This is a genomic window from Microbacterium phosphatis, from assembly GCF_049177115.1.
Lineage (GTDB): Bacteria > Actinomycetota > Actinomycetes > Actinomycetales > Microbacteriaceae > Microbacterium > Microbacterium phosphatis.
The window spans coordinates 1,655,217-1,677,748 of sequence record NZ_CP185370.1; the positions used below are offsets into that span (position 1 = coordinate 1,655,217).

General features: G+C 71.3%; 20 protein-coding genes and 1 tRNA gene. All 21 read right to left on the reverse strand.

Annotation, left to right across the window (positions count from 1 at the left end):
- Positions 1-50 precede the first annotated feature (50 nt).
- The 21 genes from ACOKGD_RS07890 to rpoZ all read right to left on the reverse strand — a co-directional run bounded on the left by ACOKGD_RS07890 (position 51) and on the right by rpoZ (position 22,494).
- On the reverse strand, positions 51-665 hold the full coding sequence (locus ACOKGD_RS07890; RefSeq protein ID WP_342334718.1) for an ANTAR domain-containing response regulator: 615 nt from the start codon (positions 663-665) through the stop codon (positions 51-53).
- Between the two features lie 61 nt (positions 666-726).
- Positions 727-809 (reverse strand) — tRNA-Leu (locus ACOKGD_RS07895).
- A 78-nt stretch (positions 810-887) separates the two neighbouring features.
- Positions 888-2,330 (reverse strand): pyruvate kinase, encoded by a 1,443-nt coding sequence (gene pyk / locus ACOKGD_RS07900; RefSeq protein ID WP_342335513.1) that lies wholly within the window; start codon positions 2,328-2,330, stop codon positions 888-890.
- A gap of 94 nt (positions 2,331-2,424) precedes the next feature.
- Positions 2,425-3,897, reverse strand: coding sequence for a glutamate synthase subunit beta (locus ACOKGD_RS07905; RefSeq protein WP_342334717.1), 1,473 nt, complete (start codon positions 3,895-3,897; stop codon positions 2,425-2,427).
- Positions 3,890-8,464 (reverse strand): glutamate synthase large subunit, encoded by a 4,575-nt coding sequence (gltB, locus tag ACOKGD_RS07910; protein ID WP_342334716.1) that lies wholly within the window; start codon positions 8,462-8,464, stop codon positions 3,890-3,892. The genes ACOKGD_RS07905 and gltB overlap by 8 nt, the downstream gene beginning before the upstream one ends.
- A gap of 119 nt (positions 8,465-8,583) precedes the next feature.
- On the reverse strand, positions 8,584-9,561 hold the full coding sequence (gene lgt / locus ACOKGD_RS07915) for a prolipoprotein diacylglyceryl transferase (RefSeq protein ID WP_342334715.1): 978 nt from the start codon (positions 9,559-9,561) through the stop codon (positions 8,584-8,586).
- A gap of 136 nt (positions 9,562-9,697) precedes the next feature.
- On the reverse strand, positions 9,698-10,483 hold the full coding sequence (trpA, locus tag ACOKGD_RS07920; protein WP_342334714.1) for a tryptophan synthase subunit alpha: 786 nt from the start codon (positions 10,481-10,483) through the stop codon (positions 9,698-9,700).
- The gene (trpB, locus tag ACOKGD_RS07925; RefSeq protein ID WP_342334713.1) at positions 10,480-11,730 is read right to left on the reverse strand and encodes a tryptophan synthase subunit beta; all 1,251 of its coding nucleotides are present in this window, start codon (positions 11,728-11,730) and stop codon (positions 10,480-10,482) included. Before trpB ends, trpA begins: the two co-directional genes overlap by 4 nt.
- Entirely contained in the window at positions 11,727-12,503 is a 777-nt protein-coding gene (trpC, locus tag ACOKGD_RS07930; RefSeq protein ID WP_342335511.1) for an indole-3-glycerol phosphate synthase TrpC, read from the reverse strand. The genes trpB and trpC overlap by 4 nt, the downstream gene beginning before the upstream one ends.
- A gap of 2 nt (positions 12,504-12,505) precedes the next feature.
- Positions 12,506-12,736 (reverse strand): HGxxPAAW family protein, encoded by a 231-nt coding sequence (locus tag ACOKGD_RS07935; RefSeq protein WP_342334712.1) that lies wholly within the window; start codon positions 12,734-12,736, stop codon positions 12,506-12,508.
- A gap of 63 nt (positions 12,737-12,799) precedes the next feature.
- Positions 12,800-13,390 carry a Trp biosynthesis-associated membrane protein gene (locus ACOKGD_RS07940; protein WP_342334711.1) on the reverse strand — a complete coding sequence of 197 codons (591 nt, stop codon included), beginning with the start codon at positions 13,388-13,390 and terminating at the stop codon, positions 12,800-12,802.
- Entirely contained in the window at positions 13,387-13,770 is a 384-nt protein-coding gene (gene hisI, locus ACOKGD_RS07945; protein ID WP_342334710.1) for a phosphoribosyl-AMP cyclohydrolase, read from the reverse strand. The genes ACOKGD_RS07940 and hisI overlap by 4 nt, the downstream gene beginning before the upstream one ends.
- A complete protein-coding gene (gene hisF / locus ACOKGD_RS07950; protein WP_342334709.1) occupies positions 13,767-14,528 on the reverse strand; it encodes an imidazole glycerol phosphate synthase subunit HisF in 762 nt (253 codons plus the stop codon). Before hisF ends, hisI begins: the two co-directional genes overlap by 4 nt.
- A gap of 2 nt (positions 14,529-14,530) precedes the next feature.
- Positions 14,531-15,370, reverse strand: a complete 840-nt coding sequence (gene hisG / locus ACOKGD_RS07955) for an ATP phosphoribosyltransferase (protein ID WP_342334708.1) — start codon at positions 15,368-15,370, stop codon at positions 14,531-14,533.
- A 40-nt stretch (positions 15,371-15,410) separates the two neighbouring features.
- The gene (locus ACOKGD_RS07960; RefSeq protein WP_203138573.1) at positions 15,411-15,674 is read right to left on the reverse strand and encodes a phosphoribosyl-ATP diphosphatase; all 264 of its coding nucleotides are present in this window, start codon (positions 15,672-15,674) and stop codon (positions 15,411-15,413) included.
- A 29-nt stretch (positions 15,675-15,703) separates the two neighbouring features.
- Positions 15,704-16,378, reverse strand: coding sequence for a ribulose-phosphate 3-epimerase (rpe, locus tag ACOKGD_RS07965; RefSeq protein ID WP_342334707.1), 675 nt, complete (start codon positions 16,376-16,378; stop codon positions 15,704-15,706).
- A 21-nt stretch (positions 16,379-16,399) separates the two neighbouring features.
- Positions 16,400-17,881 carry an RsmB/NOP family class I SAM-dependent RNA methyltransferase gene (locus ACOKGD_RS07970; RefSeq protein WP_342334706.1) on the reverse strand — a complete coding sequence of 494 codons (1,482 nt, stop codon included), beginning with the start codon at positions 17,879-17,881 and terminating at the stop codon, positions 16,400-16,402.
- Positions 17,881-18,828, reverse strand: a complete 948-nt coding sequence (fmt, locus tag ACOKGD_RS07975) for a methionyl-tRNA formyltransferase (protein ID WP_342335510.1) — start codon at positions 18,826-18,828, stop codon at positions 17,881-17,883. Before fmt ends, ACOKGD_RS07970 begins: the two co-directional genes overlap by 1 nt.
- A gap of 76 nt (positions 18,829-18,904) precedes the next feature.
- Entirely contained in the window at positions 18,905-20,911 is a 2,007-nt protein-coding gene (locus tag ACOKGD_RS07980) for a primosomal protein N' (protein ID WP_342334705.1), read from the reverse strand.
- 26 nt (positions 20,912-20,937) lie between these two features.
- Complete coding sequence (gene metK, locus ACOKGD_RS07985) at positions 20,938-22,125, reverse strand: methionine adenosyltransferase (protein ID WP_342334704.1); 1,188 nt, start codon at positions 22,123-22,125, stop codon at positions 20,938-20,940.
- A 114-nt stretch (positions 22,126-22,239) separates the two neighbouring features.
- Positions 22,240-22,494: a DNA-directed RNA polymerase subunit omega gene (gene rpoZ / locus ACOKGD_RS07990; protein WP_342334703.1), complete on the reverse strand. Its 255-nt coding sequence runs from the start codon at positions 22,492-22,494 to the stop codon at positions 22,240-22,242.
- Positions 22,495-22,532: the final 38 nt, after the last annotated feature.

The following is a 22,532-nucleotide window of genomic DNA, read 5'->3' on the forward strand; positions in this document are numbered from 1 at the left end:
ACGAAGGCGGACCCGGATGATCCGGGCCCGCCTTCGCGATGTGCGGGTGCTTACGCCTTCTTGGGCGAGAGCTGGTCGATGATGGCCTTCGCCACGTCCTGCATCGTGAGGCGGCGATCCATCGACGCCTTCTGGATCCAGCGGAACGCCTCGGGCTCGGAGAGGCCCATCTTCTCGTTCAGCAGCCCCTTCGCGCGGTCGACGAGCTTGCGGGTCTCGAAGCGCTCGACCATGTCGGCGACCTCGGCCTCGAGCGTGATGATCTGCTCGTAGCGGGCCAGCGCGATCTCGATGGCCGGCAGCAGGTCGTTCGGCGTGAAGGGCTTGACGACGTAGGCCAGCGCGCCGGCCTCGGTCGCCCGCTCCACGAGCTCCTTCTGACTGAACGCCGTCAGCAGCACAACGGGCGCGATGTGGTTCTTGTTGAGGCGCTCGGCGGCGCTGATGCCGTCCAGCTGCGGCATCTTCACGTCCATGATCACCAGGTCGGGGCGCAGCTCGGTGGCCAGCTGGACCGCGGTCTCACCATCACCGGCCTCGCCGACCACGTCGAATCCGTTGTCGCGGAGGATCTCGACGATGTCGAGTCGGATCAGCGACTCGTCCTCGGCGACGACGACGCGGCGGGGGGCTGCGGGCGCCTGCCCGGTCTGCTCTTCGGTCACGGTTCCATCCTAATTCTTCGGATCATTCCGACCCCCGCGCGGCGCGGGGATTCTCATGAAGTGCCGGTGGTGGGACTCGAACCCACACGCCCTTTCGGACAGCGCATTTTGAGTGCGCCGCGTCTGCCATTCCGCCACACCGGCCCTGAACGACGATACCGCCTCGCCCGGATCGCTCCGGACGAGGCGGCATCGGCTGCGGCGGGACGCCGCGGGCAGACCTTACTGCTGGTAGACCGGCGCGGCGCCGTTGACGGCGTCGCCGACCTTGTGCACGCGCAGGTCGTTGGTCGAGCCGGCGATCCCGGGAGGGGAACCGGAGATGACCACGACCTTGTCGCCGATCTGCGCGAGACCGTTCGACAGGAGGTACTCGTCGACCTGCGGGTACATGGCGTCGGTGTGCTCGACCATGTCCACCAGGTGCGAGCGGATGCCCCACGTGAGCGCCATGCGGTTCTGGATGGCGGCGTCCGGGGTGAACGCGATCATCGGGATGCTCGAGCGCAGGCGCGACAGACGACGAGCGGAGTCGCCGGACTGCGTGAAGACGCAGAGGAACTTCGCCTCGACGAACTCGGCCACCTCGACGGCGGCGAGCGTGATGGCGCCGCCCTGCGTGCGGGGCTTGGAGGTCATCGGCGCGATGCGCTCGAGGCCGTGCTCCTCCGTCGAGGCGACGATGCGGGCCATCGTCTCGACGGTGACGATCGGGTACTCGCCCACGCTGGTCTCGCCCGAGAGCATGACCGCGTCGGCGCCGTCGAGGACGGCGTTGGCGACGTCGCTCGTCTCGGCGCGGGTGGGCACCGGGTTGGTGATCATCGACTCGAGCATCTGCGTGGCGACGATGACCGGCTTGGCCATACGACGTGCCAGCTCGACGGCGCGCTTCTGGACGATCGGCACGGCCTCCAGCGGCAGCTCGACACCGAGGTCGCCACGGGCGACCATGATGCCGTCGAACGCGTCGACGATGCCCTCGAGGGCCTCGACGGCCTGCGGCTTCTCGATCTTGGCGATGATCGGGACGCGGCGCCCCTCCTCCGCCATGATGACGTGCGCGCGCTGGACGTCGGTCGCGTTGCGCACGAACGACAGCGCGATGATGTCGGCGCCCTTGCGCAGGCCCCAGCGGAGGTCCTGCTCGTCCTTCTCGGACAGCGCGGGCACGTTGACCGCGGCGCTCGGGATGTTGATGCCCTTGTTGTTGGACACGTTGCCCGCGACGATCGTCTTCGTCGTGACGGTGCGCTCGTCGGCCTCGGTGACCTGCAGACGGACCTTGCCGTCGTCGATCAGGAGGAAGTCGCCGGGCTTGACGTCCTGCGGGAGACCCTTGTAGGTCGTGCCGCAGATGTCCTTCGTGCCCTCGATGTCGTCGATGGTGATCTTGAAGACATCACCCTCTGCGAGGTAGTGGGGGCCGTCCGCGAACTTGCCGAGACGGATCTTCGGCCCCTGGAGGTCGACGAGCACCGCCACGGGCTTGCCGAGGTCCTCGGCCGCGCCGCGCACGTTCTCGTAGTTCGCGTCATGGACCGAGTAGTCGCCGTGGCTGAGGTTCAGGCGCGCGACATCCACGCCCGCCTCGATCAGCTCACGAACCTTCTCGCGTGTCGATGTCGCGGGTCCTAGGGTGGCGACGATCTTGGCACGTCTCAACTGCATACCTCCGCACAAGGTGGTCTGGTCAGGGTGATTTCTGTGGAGGCCGCCGCCGAACTTCCGATCCATGCGGCGGCCTTCGGATCCTTGGTCAGCCTACGCTGGCGGCGAGGCCGATCGCGACATCGCTCGGGCGCACCGGCGCCGGCAGCGAGGTCGCGCCCATGAGGAACGCGTCGACCTCCGCGGCGACCGAACGGCCCTCCGCGATCGCCCACACGATGAGCGACTGCCCACGACCGGCGTCGCCGGCCACGAAGACGCCAGGGGCGGTCGCCTGGAAGGCCGCGTCGCGCTCGACGTTGCCGCGGGGCGTGAACTGCGCCGAGAGCTGCGCCTCGAGGGCGTCGCGCTCGGGGCCCGTGAAGCCCATGGCGATGAGGACGAGGTCCGCGGGGATCTCGCGCTCGGTGCCGGGCTTGGGCACACGCCGCCCGTCGACGAACTCGGTGTCGGCCACGACCAGCGCGCGCACCTCGCCCGCCGCGTTGCCGACGAACTCGACCGTGGACGCGAGGTAGTGGCGCTCGCCACCCTCCTCGTGCGCCGAGGAGACCTCGAACACGGTCGGCATCATCGGCCACGGCTGGTGGTCCGGACGGTCATCGCCCGGGCGCTTGCCGATCGCGAGGTTCGTCACGCTCAGCGCGCCCTGACGGTGGGCGGTTCCGATGCAGTCCGCACCGGTGTCGCCGCCGCCGATCACCACGACGTGCTTGCCCTCGGCGTGGATCTGGTTCGGGACGGAATCGCCCGCGACGACCTTGTTCGACTCGACGAGGTACTCCATCGCGAAGTGCACGCCCGCGAGGTCGCGACCCGGGATGGGGAGCTCGCGCGGAACGGTCGAGCCGGTCGCGACGACGACCGCGTCGTACCGGGCCCGCAGGTCGCTCCACGTGATGTCCTTGCCGATCTCGACGCCGGCGCGGAAGCGCGTGCCCTCGGCCTCCATCTGGCGAAGACGCGACTCGACGTGCTTCTTCTCCATCTTGAAGTCCGGGATGCCGTAGCGCAGGAGGCCGCCGATGCGGTCGTCGCGCTCGTACACGGCCACGGTGTGGCCCGCGCGCGTCAGCTGCTGCGCCGCGGCGAGGCCGGCGGGGCCCGAGCCGACGACCGCGACCGTCTTGCCCGTGAGGCGGGCCGGGGGCTTCGCCTCGACCCATCCGCTGCCGAACGCCTGGTCGATGATCGAGACCTCGACCTGCTTGATCGTCACGGGCGGCTGGTTGATGCCGAGCACGCAGGCGCTCTCGCACGGCGCCGGGCACAGACGGCCCGTGAACTCCGGGAAGTTGTTCGTGGCGTGCAGACGATCGATCGCCGCGCGGCCCTCGCCGCGCCAGGTGAGATCGTTCCACTCCGGGATCAGGTTGCCCAGCGGGCACCCCTGGTGGCAGAACGGCACGCCGCAGTCCATGCATCGACCGGCCTGGCGCTTGAGCACGGCCGAGTCGCCGGGCTCGTACACCTCCTTCCAGTCGAGGATGCGCACGGGCACGGGACGACGGGCGGGAAGCTCCCGCTCCGTCACCTTCAGAAAGCCCTTGGGGTCAGCCACCGGTCACCTCCAGGATGCGGCTCCAGACGACGTCGCCGTCGGGGTCGAGCCCCTCGGCGACCGCCTCCTGGCGGGTCTGCAGAACGGCGGCGTAGTCGCGCGGGAGCACCCGGACGAAGTTCGCCACCTCGGTCTCGAAGTCGGCGAGCAGGCGCTCGGCCAGCTCCGACCCCGTCTGGACGACGTGCTGCTCGAGCAGGTCGCGGAGGATCGCGGCGTCCCCGGAGCCGAGCTCGGTGAGCGTGAGCTCCCCCGAGGCCAGCGACTCGCGGTTGACCAGATCCTGGTTGAGGCGGTGCACGTAGGCGGTGCCGCCGGACATGCCCGCGCCGAGGTTGCGCCCGGTGCGGCCCAGGATGACCGCGAGGCCACCGGTCATGTACTCCAGCGCGTGGTCGCCCACGCCCTCGACGACCGCGGTCGCGCCCGAGTTGCGGACGAAGAACCGCTCGCCGACCATGCCGCGCAGGAACATGGTGCCCTGCGTCGCGCCGTAGCCGATGACGTTTCCGGCGATCACGTTCTCGGACGCATCGAAGGAGGCGCTCCGGGGCGGTCGGATCGCGATCTGCCCGCCGGAGAGACCCTTGCCGACGTAGTCGTTCGAGTCGCCCTCGAGGCGCAGCGTGATGCCGTTCGGCAGGAAGGCGCCGAAGGACTGTCCGGCGGATCCGGTCAGCGAGATGTCGATGGAACCGGCCGGCAGACCGTGCTCGCCCCGCGCCTTGGTGACGTAGTGGCCGAGCATCGTCCCCACCGCGCGAGCGGTGTTGCGCACGGGCATCTCGACCGAGATGCGGCCGCCGTTCTCGATCACGTCGCGCGTCTGCTCGATGAGCGGCACGTCGAAGTGATCCTCGAGCTCGTGGTCCTGCTCGGTCGTGCGGCGGCGCGGCTCGCCCTCGCCGAAGCGGGGGCCCATCAGGATCGGCGACAGGTCGAGACCCGATGCCTTCCAGTGGTCGACGGCGCCGTCCACGTCGAGCAGCTCGACGCGGCCGATGATCTCGTCCAGCGAGCGGAAGCCCAGGGCGGCGAGGTTCTCTCGCACCTCCTCGGCGATGAACTCCATGAAGTTGACGACGTGGTCGGCCTTGCCGGTGAAGCGCGAGCGCAGAACCGGGTTCTGCGTCGCGACGCCCACGGGGCAGGTGTCGAGGTGGCAGACGCGCATCATGATGCAGCCGCTGACCACCAGCGGTGCGGTGGCGAAGCCGAACTCCTCCGCACCGAGCAGGGCGCCGATGATGACGTCGCGGCCCGTCTTGAGCTGTCCGTCGACCTGCACCGACACGCGGTCGCGCATGTTGTTCAGCATCAGCGTCTGCTGGGTCTCGGCCAGACCGAGTTCCCACGGCGTTCCCGCGTGCTTCAGGGAGTTCAGCGGGCTGGCGCCCGTGCCGCCGTCGTGGCCCGAGACCAGGATCACGTCGCTGAGCGCCTTGGCGACGCCCGCGGCGACCGCGCCGATGCCCGACTGGCTCACCAGCTTGGTGTGGATCCGAGCGCCCGGGTTCGCGCGCTTGAGATCGAAGATGAGCTGCTTGAGGTCCTCGATCGAGTAGATGTCGTGGTGCGGCGGGGGCGAGATGAGGCCCACGCCCGCGGTCGCGTGACGGGTGCGCGCGACCCACGGGTAGACCTTGCCGGGGGGCAGCTGACCACCCTCGCCGGGCTTGGCGCCCTGGGCGAGCTTGATCTGGATGTCGTCGGCCTCGGTCAGGTACAGGCTTGTGACGCCGAAGCGGCCCGACGCGACCTGCTTGATCGAGCTGCGGCGCTCGGGGTCGAGCAGGCGCTCGACGTCCTCGCCGCCCTCGCCGGTGTTCGACTTACCGCCGAGGCGGTTCATCGCGATCGCGAGCGTCTCGTGCGCCTCCTTGGAGATCGAGCCGTAGCTCATCGCCCCGGTCGAGAAGCGCTTGACGATCTCGGAGACCGACTCGACCTCCTCGATCGGCACGGGGCGGCGCACGCCGGTGCGCAGGCGGAACAGACCGCGCAGCGTCTTGAGCTCTGCGGCCTGGTCGTCCACGAGCTTCGTGTACTCGCGGAACACGTCGTACCGGCGGGTGCGGGTCGAGTGCTGCAGCTTGAACACGGTCTCGGGGCTGAACAGGTGGGGCGAGCCGTCGCGGCGCCACTGGTACTCGCCGCCGGTCCACAGGCGCTCGTGCGCCCGGACCGCCTCGTCCTCGGGGTAGGCGAAGTCGTGGCGCGCCTGGTTCTCGGCGTACACGTCCTCGATCCCGATGCCGCCGAGCTTGGTCTCGGTGCCGGTGAAGTAGGTGTCGATGAGCTCCTGCGACAGGCCGACGGCCTCGAACACCTGGGCGCCCGCGTAGGACGACACCGTCGAGATGCCCATCTTCGACATGATCTTCAGCACGCCCTTGCCGAGCGCGTAGATCAGGTTGCGGACGGCCTTCTCGGGGGTCACGTCGGTGATGACGCCGGTGCGGACGAGGTTCTCGACCGTCTCCATCGCCAGGTACGGGTTGACCGCCGACGCGCCGTAGCCGATCAGCGTCGCGACGTGGTGGACCTCGCGGACGTCACCGGCCTCGACGATGAGCGCGACCTTCATACGCGACTCGTTGCGGATCAGGTGGTGGTGGATCGCCGACACCATAAGCAGCGACGGGATCGGGGTGAGGTCCTTGTTGGAGTCGCGGTCCGACAGGATGATGAACTCCGCGCCGTCCGCGATGGCCGCGTCGACCTCGGCGTACATCTCCTCGAGACGCTCGGGAAGCGACTGCGGGCCGGCGTCGAAGTGGTACAGCCCGCGGATCGTCGCGCTCGAGCGCTCGGGAAGCGCCTTCGAGATGTGCTGGATCTTCGCGAGCTCGTCGTTGTCGATCACCGGGAAGTCGAGACCGATCGAGCGCGCGTGCTCGGGGCCCTCGGCGAGGAGGTTCTCGTTCGGGCCGATGCCGAGCTTGAGGCTCGTCACGACCTCTTCGCGGATCGAGTCCAGCGGCGGATTCGTCACCTGCGCAAACTGCTGCACGAAGTAGTCGAACAGCAGGCGCGGGCGCTTGCTGAGGACCGCGATCGGGGTGTCGGATCCCATCGCGCCGAGAGGCTCGGCGCCCGTGCGACCCATCGGGGCGAGCAGGATGCGCACCTCCTCCTCCGTGTACCCGAAGGTGCGCAGGCGGCGGTTGATGGAGGCGACCGGGTGCACGAGGTGCTCGCGGTCGGGCAGGTCGGCCAGACGCACGGTGCCGGCGTCCAGCCACTGCTGCCAGGGCTGCATGGTGGCGAGCTCGTGCTTGACCTCGGCGTCCTCGATGATGCGGCCCTGGGCCGTGTCGATGACGAACATGCGACCGGGCTGCAGGCGGCCACGGCGCTTGATGCGCTCGGGCTCGAAGTCGAGCACACCCGTCTCGGAGCCGATGACGACGAGCCCGTCGGTGGTCTCGGTCCAGCGACCGGGGCGCAGGCCGTTGCGGTCGAGCATGGCGCCGACGATCGTGCCGTCCGTGAAGATGAGCGAGGCCGGGCCGTCCCACGGCTCCATCTGGAGCGAGTGGTACTCGTAGAACGCGCGCAGATCCGGATCCATGTCGGTCTGCTTCTCGTAGGCCTCGGGGACCATCATGAGCATCGCGTGCGGCAGGCTGCGGCCGCTCAGCGTGAGCAGCTCGAGCACCTCGTCGAACGAGGCCGAGTCGCTCTGACCGGGGGCGCAGATCGGCAGCAGCGGGCGGATGTCGCCGAGCAGCTCGGACGCGAGCTGCGACTGGCGCGCGCGCATCCAGTTGCGATTGCCGCCCACCGTGTTGATCTCGCCGTTGTGCGCGAGCATGCGCAGCGGCTGCGCGAGCGGCCACGACGGGAAGGTGTTGGTCGAGTAGCGGCTGTGCACGACGGCGAGCTCGGAGGCGAACCGCTCGTCCTGCAGGTCGGGGTAGAACGGCTCCAGCTGGAGCGTGGTGACCATGCCCTTGTAGCCGATGGTGCGGCTGGAGAAGGTGACGAAGTAGGCGCCGAGCTCGTGCTGCGCGCGCTTGCGGAGGCGGTAGGCCACGCGGTCCAGGGCGATGCCGGACAAGGCCGGCGCGCTGTCGCGCGACGGACGCGCGACGAAGAGCTGCTCGAAGGCGGGGCGCGCCTCGTAGGCGAGCCGTCCGAGGTGCTCGTCGTCGACCGGCACCTCGCGCCAGCCGAGGACGGTGAGGCCCTCCTCATCGGCGATGCGCTCGATCTCCGACTTCTCCGTCGCGCGAGCGAACTCATCGCGCGGCAGGAACATCAGGCCCGCGGCGTACTCTCCGGCGGGCGGCAGCTCGAAGCCGGCCTCTGCACGGAAGAACTCGTCGGGCATCTGGGTGAGGATTCCGGCGCCGTCGCCGGTTCCCGCGTCGGAGCCGATCGCGCCGCGGTGCTCCAGGTTGCGGAGGGCGGTGAGGGCCTGCGAGACGATCTCGTGGCGCGGCTCTCCGCTGAGGGTGGCGACCATCGCGAGGCCGCACGCGTCCTTCTCGAACGCAGGGTTGTACATGCCCTGCTTCGGGGGGTAGGCGCCGGAGGCGCCGTACGGGGGCTGGAAGTACATCAGTTTCTACCGTCCTCGGGCTCGAAGGAAGATCGGGGCGTCGTTGGCCCGGGGTCATTGTCCCGCCACCGACGCCTCGATCGATCCTCGCGCCCTTTCCGAAAGGACGGCAGAGGTTATCAGCCCGCCGCTGTGTTGCTTGTGGCCTCAGCGGGGTGGTTCTTGACCTCGGACGCAGGCGGTTCGCTGACGTCGACGAAATCGGTGGGGTTCTCCGATTGTAGCGCCTCGGCGCGGGGGCCCCGGCGCCCCGACACGTAGGGCGACGGCTCGAGCCCCAGATGACGGCGCTGGACGATCAGGATCGCGATGCCGACGAGCACGCCGAGGATGGCCGCCCAGACGTTGGTGCGCAGGCCCAGGTAGATCTCGCTCGGGTCGATGCGGATCGACTCCCAGACGATGCGTCCGGCGCCGTACCAGATGAGGTACAGCGCGAACAGGCGGCCCCACTGCAGGCGCAGGCGGTTGCCGATCCAGAGCAGGAAGATCACGCCGAGGCCGTTCCAGAGCACCTCGTACAGGAAGGTCGGGTGGAACAGCGTGCCCTCGGGGAGGCCGAGCGGGACGGCCGCGTTGTCCGAATCGATCTCGAGACCCCAGGGCAGGTCGGTCGGCCAGCCGAAGAGCTCCTGGTTGAACCAGTTGCCGAAGCGGCCGACGGCCTGGGCCAGCAGCAGGCCGGGAGCCAGGGCGTCGGCGAAGGTGAAGAAGCGGATGCCGGTCCAGCGGCAGCCCAGCCATGCGCCCACGGCGCCACCCAGCAGAGCGCCGAAGATGGCGATGCCGCCCTCCCAGATGTAGAACACCGCCCAGATGTTCTTGCCCTCGCCGAAGTAGAAGCCCGGGTGGGTCAGGACGTGGAAGATGCGCGCGCCGATGATCGCGAGCGGCACGGCCAGCAGGGCGATGTCGATGACCACCCACGGCTCGGCGCCGCGCTTGGTCAGGCGGTGGTTCGTGAGGATCGTCGCGAGGATGATGCCCGCGATGATGCACAGCGCGTAGAAGTGGATGCGCAGCGGGCCGATGTCCCAGTAGCTCACCGTCGGGCTCGGAATGCTCAGGGGGACGCTCGCCAGGACCAGAGACAGCATGATGCCGAGTCTAGTTGGACGCGGGCGCCGCTCCCGACACCGTCCGCGTCGTGGGTCGCTCCGCGCGCGCGAAAAGAGCCGGGCGCGCGAGAAGGGTCAGGCCGCCGGGGCGGCCTGACCCTTCTCGAGGCGGTGACTACGCGCGGGCGGTGCCGGCGGCGAGCTCGCGCGTGGTGGCGGCGAGCTGCTCGAGCCCGCCGTCGCGCAGCGCGCGGACCAGGGCCGTGCCGATGATCGCGCCGTCGGCGTACTGCAGGACGTCGGCGATCTGGGCGGCCGTCGAGATGCCGATGCCCACGCACGCGCGCCCGGCGCCGTGATCGCGCAGGCGCCCGACGAGGGTGCGCGCCGCCGCGTCGAGCTGCGCCCGCTCCCCCGTGATGCCCATGGTCGAGACCGTGTAGACGAAGCCCGTGGTGTTGCGGATGACCAGGTCGAGGCGCTCATCGCTCGAGGTGGGCGCCGCGAGGAACACCCGATCGAGTCCGGTGCGCTCGCTCGCCGCGATCCAGTCGGGCGCCGCCTCGGGCGTGATGTCCGGCGTGATGAGTCCCGCTCCGCCTGCGGCGGCCAGATCGTCCGCGTACCGGTCGACGCCGTACTGCACAACGGGGTTCCAGTAGGTCATCACGAGCACCGGGATGTCGACGCGCCGCGTGATCTCGCGCACGGCGGTGAACGTGTCGCGCGTGCGGAAGCCGGCCGCCAGGGCGGCCTGGGTGGCCTCCTGGATGATCGGGCCGTCCATCACCGGGTCGCTGTACGGCGGGCCCAGCTCGAGGATGTCGACGCCGTTCTCGGCGAGCCTGACCGCCGCCTCGATGCTCGTCTCGAGGTCGGGGTACCCGATGGGCAGATATCCGACGAACGCACCGCGCCCCTCGGCGTGGGCCTTCTCGATGGCGGCTTCGACGGCGCTCATGCCTGGGCTCCCTGCGTGCCGTGCGCCAGCGCGGTCTGCGCGTCGTCGTACAGCTCGAAGTAGCGGGCGGCCGTGTCCATGTCCTTGTCGCCGCGCCCCGAGAGGCACACCGCGATCAGCGCATCCGGGCCGAGCTCGCGCCCGATCCGCAGGGCGCCGGCGAGGGCATGTGCCGACTCGATCGCGGGGATGATGCCCTCGGTCCGGCTCAGCAGCCGCAGCGCCTGCATGGCCTCGTCGTCGGTGGCGGGGATGTACTCGGCGCGGCCGATGTCGGCCAGCCACGAGTGCTCCGGGCCGACACCGGGGTAATCGAGACCGGCGGAGATCGAGTGGGATTCGACCGTCTGGCCGTCCTCGTCCTGCAGGACGTAGGTGCGCGCGCCGTGCAGGACGCCGGGGCGTCCGCGCTCGATGGAGGCCGCCTGACGGGGCGTGTCGACGCCGTCGCCGGCCGCCTCGACGCCGTAGAGCTTGACGTCGGCGTCGTCGAGGAACGCGTCGAACATGCCGATCGCGTTGGATCCGCCGCCGACGCAGGCGAGCACGGCGTCGGGCAGGCGCCCCGCGCGCTCGAGCAGCTGGGCGCGCGCCTCCTCGCCGATGATCTTCTGGAAGTCGCGCACCATCGCGGGGAACGGGTGCGGACCGGCCGCCGTGCCGAAGATGTAGTTGGTGGTCTCGACGCTGGCGACCCAGTCGCGGTACGCCTCGTTGATCGCGTCCTTAAGGGTGCGGGATCCGGTGGTGACAGGGATCACCTCGGCGCCGAGCAGGCGCATGCGCGCGACGTTGAGCGCCTGGCGCTCGGTGTCGACCTCGCCCATGTAGATCGTGCACTCGAAGCCGAACAGCGCGGCGGCCGTGGCGGTGGCCACGCCGTGCTGGCCGGCGCCGGTCTCGGCGATGACCCGCGTCTTGCCGAGGCGCCGGGTGAGCAGCGCCTGGCCGAGCACGTTGTTGATCTTGTGCGAGCCGGTGTGGTTGAGGTCCTCACGCTTGAGGAACACGCGCGCGCCGCCCGCGTGCTCGGCGAATCGCGGCACCTCGGTGATGGCGGACGGGCGGCCGGCGTAGTGCAGCAGCAGCTCGGCGAGCTCGGCCCGGAACGCCGGGTCGGCCATCGCGTCGGCGTGGGCGACGGCGAGCTCGTCGATCGCCGCGACCAGCGACTCCGGCATGAACCGGCCGCCGAACTCGCCGAAGAACGGCCCGTGCTGGTCGCGCAGGCTGGTGGTGTCGGTCACTTTCCGGCCTCCAGGAACGTCTTGAGTGTCGCCACGGGATCACCGGTGACGAGGGCCTCGCCGATCAGCACCGCATCGGCGCCGGCACCGCGATAGTGGGCGACGTCCTCGGGTGCGAGGACGGCCGACTCCGCGACCTTGATCGCGCCCGCCGGTATCTTCTCGGCCAGACGGCCGAACAGATCCCGATCGAGCTCGAAGGTCGACAGGTCGCGCGCGTTGACGCCGATGAGCTCGGCGCCCAGGTCGGCGGCACGCGCCACCTCGTCGGCCGAGTGGGTCTCGACGAGCGGCGTCATGCCGAGCTCCCGCACGAGACCGTACAGCTCGGCGAGGAGCGGCTGCTCGAGGGCGGCGACGATCAGCAGCACCAGGTCGGCGCCCGCGGCGCGCGCCTCGAGCACCTGATACGGCGTCGCGATGAAGTCCTTGCGCAGGACGGGGACCGAGACGCGCTCGCGCACCGCCGTCAGGTCGCCGAGAGAGCCCTTGAAGCGACGCTGCTCGGTGAGCACGCTGATCGCGGATGCGCCGCCCTGCTCGTAGAGGCCGGCCTGCAGCGCGGGATCCGGGATCGCGGCGAGATCGCCGCGCGACGGGCTGGCGCGCTTGACCTCGGCGATGATCCGCACGATGTCCGCCGGCGCGAGCGCGGCACGCGCGTCGCGTGCGGCCGGCTGCGCCAGAGCGGCGCGCTCGACCTCCGCCAGGGGCCGGGTGAGGCGACGGGTCTCCGCATCCTCCACCGAGCCGGCCGTGAGGTCGGCCAGCAGCGTCAGTGCGCCTTGGGAGCGGACTTGGCGCCGTTGACGCCGTACCCGGCCTTGGTCAGGATCCAGCCGACGATGGGGCCGAGCACAAGAAGGCCGACGCCCACGTAGAAGAGCGTCCACTGGTCGAGGAACAGCGCGACCGTGCCGAGGGTGATCGCGACCAGCATGATGATCACGGCCGTCCAGGCGGCGGGCGAGTGTCCGTGGCCGGGGTCGCCGGTCTGGGTGCTCATGTCGGATGTCTCCTTTGTTACGTGGGTCAGGACGAGTCTATCGGGCACGCGGGACGGGCCCGATTATCGCGATGCCGGATCCGTGGGGTCATCGCCGCGGGACAGGTCGTCCCAGGAGTCGACCGCGTCGAGGGGGGCGGCGGCGTCCCGCGTCGCCCGGGTGTCGGTCGCGTAGCGGCGACCGCCGCGGGTCCAGCGGTGGGCGGTGAGGAGCACCGCGACGCCGGCCGCCGCGATCAGCAGCGCGACGACGATCGTGATCACCGGCCAGGGGGTGGAGGAGGTGCCGAGGACGAGCGCCGCGATGCCCTCCGACCCGGTGATGCCGGTGCGCTCGGTCACCGCCGGCGCCACGGCCGAGACCGGCGGCGCGATGGCGATCGGCGTCACCAGCGCGGCCACGCCGATGCCGAGGGCGACGGCCAGGGCCCCGAGGACGTATCGCAGCACCTTGCCGACGAGGGTGAGCACCAGGCCGAGCGCGAGGGCGGTCAGCATCAGCGGCTGCAGCACCGGAACCGCGGCGGATCCGGTGACGGGCAGGTCGCCGTCCGCGAGGGACGCGACGACCCAGGTCTGCGTGGATCCGATGAGCCCCAGCCCACCGGCCGCGATCAGCGCGACGACGGTGAGCGAGCGCAGGCGCGCGCTCACGCGGGATCGCCGTCCATGCTCAGGTCGGCGGGCACCGCGTGCAGATCGTGGGAGTCGAAGCAGGTGCGGTCGCCCGTGTGGCAGGCGGCGCCGATCTGGTCGACCTTCAGCAGGATCACGTCGCCGTCGCAGTCCAGGCGGGCCTCGACGACCCGCTGGATGTGCCCGGACGTGTCGCCCTTGCGCCAGTACTCCTGTCGCGACCGCGACCAGTACGTCACGCGGCCGGTCGTGAGGGTGCGCCGGAGCGCCTCGTCGTTCAGCCAGGCGAGCATCAGGACCTCGTTGGTGTCCCACTGCTGCACGATCGCGGGGACGAGACCGTCCGCGTTGAAGGTGATCGCCGCGATCCGCTGATCGAGGTCGTCGTCCTGGGTCACCGCGTCACGATCCCTTCTGCGCGCAGGGCGCCCTTGACGTCGTCGATGGTCAGCTGACCCGAGTGGAAGACGCTCGCGGCGAGCACGGCATCGGCACCGGCCTGCACGGCCGGTGCGAAGTGCTCGGCGGCCCCGGCCCCGCCCGAGGCGATGACCGGCACCGAGGAGAGCTCGCGCATGAGGCCGATCAGCTCGAGGTCGAAGCCCTGCTTCGTCCCGTCGGCGTCGATCGAGTTGACCAGCAGCTCGCCCGCCCCGCGCTCGATCGCCTCGCGCGCCCACGCGAGCGCGTCGAGGTCGGTCTCGGTGCGGCCTCCGTGCGTGGTGACGACGAAGCCGGAGGCGGTGCGGGCCGAGCGCTTCACGTCGAGCGAGAGCACCAGCGCCTGGGCGCCGAAGCGGTCGGCGATCTCATCGAGGAGCACCGGGCGGGCGATGGCGGCCGAGTTCACGCCCACCTTGTCGGCCCCCACACCCTGCAGGCGGGCCACATCGTCCGCGGTGCGGACGCCGCCGCCCACGGTGAGCGGGATGAAGACCTGCTCGGCGGTGCGGCGGACGACGTCGTACATCGTCGCCCGCTGGTCGACGGTCGCGGTGACGTCGAGGAAGGTGAGCTCATCGGCGCCCTGCGCGAAGTACTCGCGGGCGAGCTCGACGGGATCCCCCATCTCGCGGAGGTTCTCGAAGTTGACGCCCTTGACGACCTTGCCGGCGGCGACGTCGAGACACGGGATGACGCGGGTCGCGACGCTCATGGTCAGAGCCTCGCGTTGTGGATCGCGGTGACGAGGATCGCGCGGGCCCCGAGCACGTACAGCTCGTCCATGACCTTGTTGACGCCCTTGCGCGGCACCATCACGCGCACGGCGACCCACTCGGGGTCGCGCAGCGGCGACACGGTCGGAGACTCGATGCCCGACGCGATCTCGACGGCGCGGTCGACCAGGGAGGCCGGGAGGTCGTAGTCGAGCATCACGTACTGGCGGGCGACCATCACGCCGCGCAGGCGACGCAGCAGCGTCTCGACCCCGGCGTGCTCGTTCGGTCCCTGGATCAGCACGGCCTCGGACTCGAGGATGACGGGGCCGAACACGTCGAGACCCGCCTGCCGCAGCGTTGTGCCGGTCTCGACGACGTCGGCGATCGCGTCGGCGACGCCGAGGTCGATGGCCGACTCGACCGCACCGTCCAGCGGCACGAGGTCGGCTGCCACGCCGTGGCTGTCGAGGAACGAGTCGACCAGGCCCGGGTAGGACGTGGCGATCCGGATGCCCTCGAGGTCGGCGACACCCTCGAACCGGCCGGGGACCGCGGCGAAGCGGAAGGTCGACCGGGCGAAGCCGAGCGTCTCGATCTCGCGCGCGGGCATCCGCACGTCGAGCAGCAGGTCGCGGCCGGTGATGCCCACATCGAGCGCGCCGAGCGCCACGTAGGTGGCGATGTCGCGCGGACGCAGGAAGAAGAACTCGACGTCGTTGGCGGCGTCGATGAGGTGGAGCTGCTTCGAGTCGCGGCGGCCGGCGTACCCGGCCTCCGCGAGCATCTCGGCGGCGGTCTCGGAGAGGGATCCCTTGTTCGGGACGGCGATGCGGAGCATGGTGGCTTTCAGTGTGGGGTCGACGGGTCCGGAGCGGAGCTCACAGATGTCGGTACACGTCGGCCGGCGTCAGGCCCTTCGCGATCATCATGACCTGAAGGTGGTAGAGCAGCTGCGAGATCTCCTCGGCCGCCTCGTCGTCCGACTGGTACTCCGCGGCCATCCAGACCTCCGCAGCCTCCTCGACGATCTTCTTGCCGATGGCATGCACACCAGCGTCCAGCTGGGCGACGGTGCCGGATCCCTCCGGTCGCGTCTGAGCCTTCTCGCTCAGTTCGGCGAACAGGTCGTCGAAAGTCTTCACCCCTCCAGGTTACCGCCCGCGCGGTGACCTCAGTGACGGTGGGCGGCGGCCGTCTGGCGCAGGCCCCGGATCGCCTCGTCGATGTCGGACGCACCGAACACGGCCGATCCCGCGACGAAGGTGTCGGCGCCTGCCTCGGCAGCCTGCGCGATGGTGTCGGCGCCGATCCCGCCGTCGACCTGCAGCCAGACGTCGGCGCCGCGGCGGCGGGACTCGTCGGCGAGACGACGCAGCTTCGGCATGGTCTCGGGCATAAAGCCCTGTCCTCCGAAGCCCGGCTCGACGGTCATCACGAGGATCTGGTCGAACTCGTGGAGGTGTTCGAACAGCCCGTCGACGTCGGTGCCGGGCTTGACCGCGACGCCCGCGCGCGACCCGATCCCGCGCAGGCGTCGCGCGAGCGCGATCGCGTCGGCCGCGGCCTCGAGATGGAACGTCACCGAGGCGGCACCGAGCTCTGCGTACCCCGGGGCCCAGCGATCCGGGTCCGAGATCATCAGGTGGACGTCGAGGGGCACCGGGCTCGTGGCCTGGATGCGCTCGACCATCTGCGGGCCGAAGGTGAGGTTCGGCACGAAGTGGTTGTCCATAACGTCCACGTGCACGAAGTCGGCGCTCGCGATGCGCGCCAGCTCGGCCTGCATGTTGACGAAATCGGCGGCGAGGATGCTCGGGTTGATGCGGGGGGCGTCCGGGAGGGGCATGCTCTGGATCTCCGGTTCGGGTCAGCGGGTGCGGCGCAGCAGCGCGATGAACATGGCGTCGGTGCCGTGGCGATGGGGCCACAGCTGCGCGTGACCGGTGCCGGACTCGGGCGCGGGGAGATCGATGGCTCCCCGGGAGACACGGCGGAGCACCGCGCGGGCGTCGAGCTCCTCGACCTCGTTGCCGAGCTCCTCGACGATCTGCCTCACGATGGCGGAGGTCTCGGCCAGGTGGGGCGAGCACGTGACATAGGCCACGGTCCCGCCCGGCTTCAGGGCGCCCACGGCCGAGCGGAGCAGCCCCGCCTGGACCGTGGCGAGCTCGGCCACGTCCGAGGGCTGCTTGCGCCAGCGCGCCTCGGGGCGGCGCCTCAGGGCGCCGAGGCCCGTGCAGGGGGCGTCGACGAGGATGCGGTCGTAGGTGCCGGGGCGCTCGTCGGCGAGCTCGCGCCCGTCGCGCTCGTGCACCTCGACCTCCAGCGGCACCGGTGCGATCGCCTTGCGCACGAGACCCGCACGGGCGGGCACCAGCTCGTTGGCCTCGAGAGTCGCGCCGTGCGCGAGCGCGTCGGCGGCGAGCAGTGCGGTCTTGCCGCCGGGGCCGGCGCACAGGTCGAGCCACCGCTCCCCCTCGGCCACCGGCGCGAGGCGCGTGAGCGCCAGCGCGGCGAGCTGGGAGCCCTCGTCCTGCACCCGCACGGTGCCGCCCGAGGCGCGCACAAGCGGCTCGGGGTCGCCCGCGCGCAGGCGGAACCCGACAGGAGAGTACGACGTGCGCGTTCCGTCTGGCTCGGCGAGCCCCGGCAGGGCCGCCATGGTGACGCGCGGCGAGACGTTGTCGGCGTCGAGGAGGTCATCGAGCTCCTCGCCGCGCCCCTCCGCCATCAGCGCCCGGCGCAGGGCCCGGACGATCCACACCGGGTGGGAGGACTCGAGGCCGATCCGCTCGTCGTCCGAGCGGGCCGTGTCGGCCACGCGCGTGAGCCAGTCGCCCGGGTTGTCGCGGGCGATCCGGCGCAGGACGGCGTTGGCGAACCCGGCCGCACCGGATCCGGACGCCTCCCGGGCCAGCTCGACCGACTCGTTGACGGCGGCGTGCGAGGCGACGCGGGTCGCCATCAGCTGGTGGACGCCCAGCCTCAGCGCGTCCAGGACCGCGGGATCGACGGTCGACGGCTCGCGGTCGGCGGCGAGGGCGATGACGGCGTCGTACGTGCCGACGCGTCGCAGGGTGCCGTAGGTCAGCTCGGTCGCGAGCGCCGCATCGCCGCCCGAGAGCCCCGCGCGCTCGAGCTCCCGCGGCAGAAGCAGGTTCGCGTATGCGTCGGCGTCCTGGACGGCCCGCAGCACGTTGTACGCCACGCGGCGAGCGGGCTGGACCTGGCGCCAGGACTTCGCGGCCGGCCGACGGGAGTCGCGCTGCCGCGCGCCAGGCGGGGTGGTGTCCGGGCGGGCTCCCCCGCGGCCCTGACGGCGCGGGCCGCCGTCGCGATGCTCGACCATCACGCCTCTCCCCCCTCCGCGTCGGCGCCGGCGGCGTCGAACACGATCTCGCCGTGCGTGCCGCGCAGCCAGTCGGCGGCGGCCATGGCCGGCTTGCCCGCCGGCTGCACCCGCTCGACGAGGATCGGATCCGTCGCCGTTCCGACGAGGAATCCGCCCTTCGCCGGCGCGACGGCCCCCGGAGGAAGCGCGTCGGCGCCCTCCGCGGCGCGGGCGGCCAGGATCTTCACCCGCGCGCCGTCGAGCAGGGTGTGCGCCCCCGGCTCCGGGGTGACCCCGCGATAGCGATCGAGCACGCGCTCGGCGGGCTCCGCCCAGTCGAGCAGCCCGTCGTCGATGGTGAGCTTCGCGGCGTGAGTCGCCTCGCCCTCCTGGGGCATCGCCACGGCCGAGCCGTCGGCGATCCCCCGCACGACGTCGACGAGCAGGCCGGCGCCGCTGTCGGCGAGAGCGTCGAGGACGTCGCCCGCGGTCGCCTCGAGCGGCACCTCGTACTCGAGCACGTCGAACACATCGCCCGCGTCGAGCTCGGCGACGAGCTGGAACACCGCGGCGCCCGTCACCCGGTCGCCGGCCATCAGAGCGCGCTGGACGGGAGCCGCACCGCGCCAGCGCGGCAGCAGCGAGAAGTGGAGGTTGATCCACCCGTGGGGCGGCAGCGACAGCAGCGGCTCGCGCACCAGCCCGCCGTAGGCGACCACCACGGCGAGGTCGGCGCCCAGCGCCTCGATCTGCGCGGTGGCGTCGGCGTCCAGGCGCGAGGCCTTGATCAGCGGCAGGCCGAGCTCTTCGGCCGCGGCGGCCACCGGCGAGGGCGTCAGGACCCGCTTGCGGCCCAGGGGCGCGTCGGGTCGCGTCACGACGGCGGCGATGTCGAAGCCCGCGGCATGCAGCGCACGCAGCGACGGCACGGCGACCCGCGGGGTGCCGGCGAACACGATCCGCAATCCGGATGTCAGAGCGGTCACAGATCTCCTGTCCTACGGCCACGCGGCAGCGCGCAGCGCGCGGATCCGGGGCTTTTCACAACTCCGGCTCGACGATGTCGAGCCTGGTCGTGAGTATATTCCGCGGCGCCCGGGACTTCGCCGGACCGCGGCGCGCGGAGCGGGCGTTCACGGCCTCGGTCACGACGGATGCCCGAAGGCTCGCGGCGACCGCGGCACCTCGCGCGTAGTCGAAGCGCACCAGGGCGCGGGCACCCGGCCAGCCCTGGCGGTCGATCGGCACCGGGCCCAGCACGGCGTCCGGGGTGAGCTCGGGGACATCGGCGCGCAGCGTCGCCAGCGCGCGGTCGACCGCGGGAGCGTCGCCCTCCACCCGGGCCACACGCGCCGTCGGCGGCATCCGCAGCGGTGCGCGGTCCTGCAGCTCGGCGCGGGCGTATGCGGCCTGCGTCCACGTCGCGAGGGCGCGGGCCACCGCGCCGTCCACGCCGGCGAGGTGGACGGGGGCATCCGTCGCGGCGAGGGCGGCCGCGTTGGACCACCAGCGCAGGCAGGATTCGCCGATGCGGAGGTCCGGCGCCTGCAGCATGCGGTCGCCGTCCAGCAGCAGCACCGCCCGGTAGCCGCCCTCGGCGATCGGCTCGGCGCCGCGGGTCGCGACGACCAGGGCGGGGCGGGCGTCGACGGCGATGACCTGGTGCGTGCCGTCGGCCACGATCACCCGGGCGCCGGCGAAGGCGCGCCCGAGGTCGTCCGCCGTGCGCTCGCTGCCCGAGGACGCGAGCCGCACGCGCACCGACGAGCACTGCGCGCAGGCCCAGGCATTGGCCGCGCGACCGCACCACGTGCAGACGGGCACGGCTCCGCGGCCCTTGGCATGGAGCGGGCCGCCGCAATGTGCGCAGCGCGCCGGCGTGCGGCAGTCGGCGCACACGAGGGTCGGCGCGTACCCCGGGCGCGAGACCTGCACGAGCACCGGCCCCTCCGCGAGGGCGTCGCGCACCGCCCGGAACGCGGCCGAGGGGATCCGCGTCCCCGGGGTCTCGCTCTCGTTCGTGGCGCTCAGCACCACCTTCGGCGCGTATCGGCGGGCGGCGGGGACGTCCTCCACCCACCCGATCGCGACCAGGCGCTCGACATCGGATGTGCGCGTGTGCCCCGCCAGCAGCAGCGCCGGCTTCGAGCCGGTCACGGGATCGGCCAGCTCCTGGCGCACGAGCGCGGCGTCGCGCGCGTGCACATAGGGCGCCAGCGGCTCCTCGAAGAGCGGATCGCCGTCGTCCCAGATGGCGATGAGACCGGGATCGGCCACCGGCGAGTACACCGCCGAGCGGTTGCCGATCACGACCGCCGGGGCGTCCTCGAGGGTCCGCAGGAACGCCCGGCAGCGCTCGGGCCCCGTGCGCTGGGCGTCGAGGCGCACCACGGCATCATCCGGCAGGGTATCCAGCAGCGCGGCATGGAGCAGGTCGAGGTCGCGGTAGTCCGGCACCGCGAGCACCGCGGAGCGACCGCCGGCGAGCGTGGCCGTCGCCGCGGCGGCGAACACCGCGGTCCAGGCCGGACGCGCGCCCTCGAGACGAGCGGGAGCGTCGAGGGCGACGCGCCCGCCTCCCGCGAGCCGCTCCGCGAGGCCCGGGAAGGCGTCCAGGACGGCGTGGGCGGCCAGGAGGCTCTCGCCCGACACCACCGGCGCCTGCTGCCTCTCCCCCGCGAGCCACTGCTTCTCGACGCGCACCTGACGCTTGGGGATGGCCAGGCGGAGGATGTCGATCGCCGAGCCCGCCGCCCGGTCGGCGGTGCGCCGGGCGAGCGTGTAGAGCCGCTGCGGCAGGACCTCGGCGGCCGACACCACCGCGTCGAGCTCGGACAGCGGGCGGTCGCCGTCCGCCTCGTCGGCGACCTCCACGATGTAGCCGTCGACCACCCGGCCCGCCGTGCGCAGCGGCGCCTTGACGCGGACCCCCGGCACGGCCTCCGCGTCGAGTGCCGCGGGGATGGCGTAGTCGAACAGGCGGTCGAGCTGCGGCAGCGGAGAATCGATCAGCACGCGCGCGATGCGGCGCGACTCGCCCGTCTCCATCCGCGGTCCCGCTGCGGCCGGCTCGGTCAGAGACCGGCGGCGCGACGCAGCTCGTCGACGCGGTTGGTCTGCTCCCAGGTGAACTCGGGCAGCTCGCGACCGAAGTGGCCGTACGCGGCCGTCTGAGCGTAGATCGGGCGCTTCAGGTCGAGCTGCTCGATGATCGCCGCGGGGCGCAGGTCGAACACCGAGGTGATCGCCGCGATGATGGCGTCGTCCGACACGGCGCCCGTGCCGAAGGACTCGACGTAGAGGCCGACGGGGTTGGCCTTCCCGATCGCGTAGGCGATCTGCACCTCGAGACGGTCGGCGAGACCCGCGGCGACCGCGTTCTTCGCGACCCAGCGCATGGCGTAGGCGGCCGAGCGGTCGACCTTGGAGGGATCCTTGCCGCTGAATGCGCCACCGCCGTGGCGCGCCGCGCCGCCGTAGGTGTCGATGATGATCTTGCGTCCCGTGAGGCCCGCATCGCCCTTGGGGCCGCCCGTGACGAACGGACCGGCCGGATTGATGTAGAGCTTGGGCGCGTCGAAATCGAGGCCCGTCTGCTCGAGCACCGGGCGGATGACGCGCGCCTCGATCTCGTCGCGGATCTCCTCCTGCGTCAGCTTCGGGTGGTGCTGCGTCGAGACGACCACGGCGTCGACCGTCTTCGGCGTGAAGCCGTCGTAGCCGAGGGTCACCTGCGTCTTGCCGTCGGGGCGCAGGAACGGCATCTCGCCGTTGCGCCGCACCTCGGTGAGGCGCTCGGCGAGGCGATGCGCCGTCCACGCGGCCATCGGCATGAGCTGCGCGGTCTCGTTCGCGGCGAAGCCGAACATGATGCCCTGGTCGCCCGCACCGAGCTGCTCGTACGCGTCCGAGGAGCCGTCGCGCGTCTCGAGCGCCTTGTCGACTCCGGCGGCGATATCGCCCGACTGCTCGCCGATCGACACGCTCACGCCGCAGGAGTCGCCGTCGAAGCCCATGTCGCTCGACGTGTAGCCGATGCGGTTGATGACCCCGCGGACGATCGCGGGGATCTCGACGTACGCGTCCGTGCGGATCTCGCCCGCGACGTGCACGAGGCCCGTGGTGACGAGGGTCTCGACCGCGACCCGGCTCTCCGGATCCTTCGCGATCAGGCCGTCGAGGATGCTGTCCGAGATCTGGTCGCAGATCTTGTCGGGGTGACCCTCGGTGACGGACTCGGACGTGAACAGGCGAAGGCTCATGGGTGCTCCTAGGAGAGTCGAACTGAGCAGCTCTGGGGGCGCAGGTCGGGGTGAGCAGAAGAAAAGGTGGCCGCCGCCATTATGGCGGCGACCACCGACACAGGTGTCCCGCGATTACTCGACGTGACGCAGGCGCAGCTTGTCCTGGTGGATCTCGTGCAGCGCGATGGTCAGCGGCTTGTCCTCGACCGACGAGTCGACCAGCGGGCCCACGTTGTCGAACAGGTTCCCCTCGTGGAGATCCGTGTAGTAGTCGTTGATCTGACGGGCGCGCTTGGCGCCGTAGATGACCAGCTGGTACTTCGAGTCGACCTTGCCCAGCAGCTCGTCGATGGGCGGGTCGATGATGCCCTTGTTCTCCGTGGTCATGCGCAACCTCCTGGTTCGGCGACGGTTCGTCGCGAGAG

Bases quoted from the DNA above. Each gene is read 5' to 3' on its own strand.
- rpoZ (WP_342334703.1), bottom strand. From the start codon at position 22,494: ATGACCACGGAGAACAAGGGCATCATCGACCCGCCCATCGACGAGCTG.
- lgt (WP_342334715.1), bottom strand. From the start codon at position 9,561: ATGCTGTCTCTGGTCCTGGCGAGCGTCCCCCTGAGCATTCCGAGCCCG.
- rpe (WP_342334707.1), bottom strand. From the start codon at position 16,378: ATGCCCCTCCCGGACGCCCCCCGCATCAACCCGAGCATCCTCGCCGCC.
- ACOKGD_RS07970 (WP_342334706.1), bottom strand. From the start codon at position 17,881: ATGGTCGAGCATCGCGACGGCGGCCCGCGCCGTCAGGGCCGCGGGGGA.
- hisF (WP_342334709.1), bottom strand. From the start codon at position 14,528: ATGAGCGTCGCGACCCGCGTCATCCCGTGTCTCGACGTCGCCGCCGGC.
- trpA (WP_342334714.1), bottom strand. From the start codon at position 10,483: ATGAGCGCCGTCGAAGCCGCCATCGAGAAGGCCCACGCCGAGGGGCGC.
- ACOKGD_RS07935 (WP_342334712.1), bottom strand. From the start codon at position 12,736: ATGAGCACCCAGACCGGCGACCCCGGCCACGGACACTCGCCCGCCGCC.
- hisG (WP_342334708.1), bottom strand. From the start codon at position 15,370: ATGCTCCGCATCGCCGTCCCGAACAAGGGATCCCTCTCCGAGACCGCC.
- ACOKGD_RS07980 (WP_342334705.1), bottom strand. From the start codon at position 20,911: ATGGAGACGGGCGAGTCGCGCCGCATCGCGCGCGTGCTGATCGATTCT.
- gltB (WP_342334716.1), bottom strand. From the start codon at position 8,464: ATGTACTTCCAGCCCCCGTACGGCGCCTCCGGCGCCTACCCCCCGAAG.
- metK (WP_342334704.1), bottom strand. From the start codon at position 22,125: ATGAGCCTTCGCCTGTTCACGTCCGAGTCCGTCACCGAGGGTCACCCC.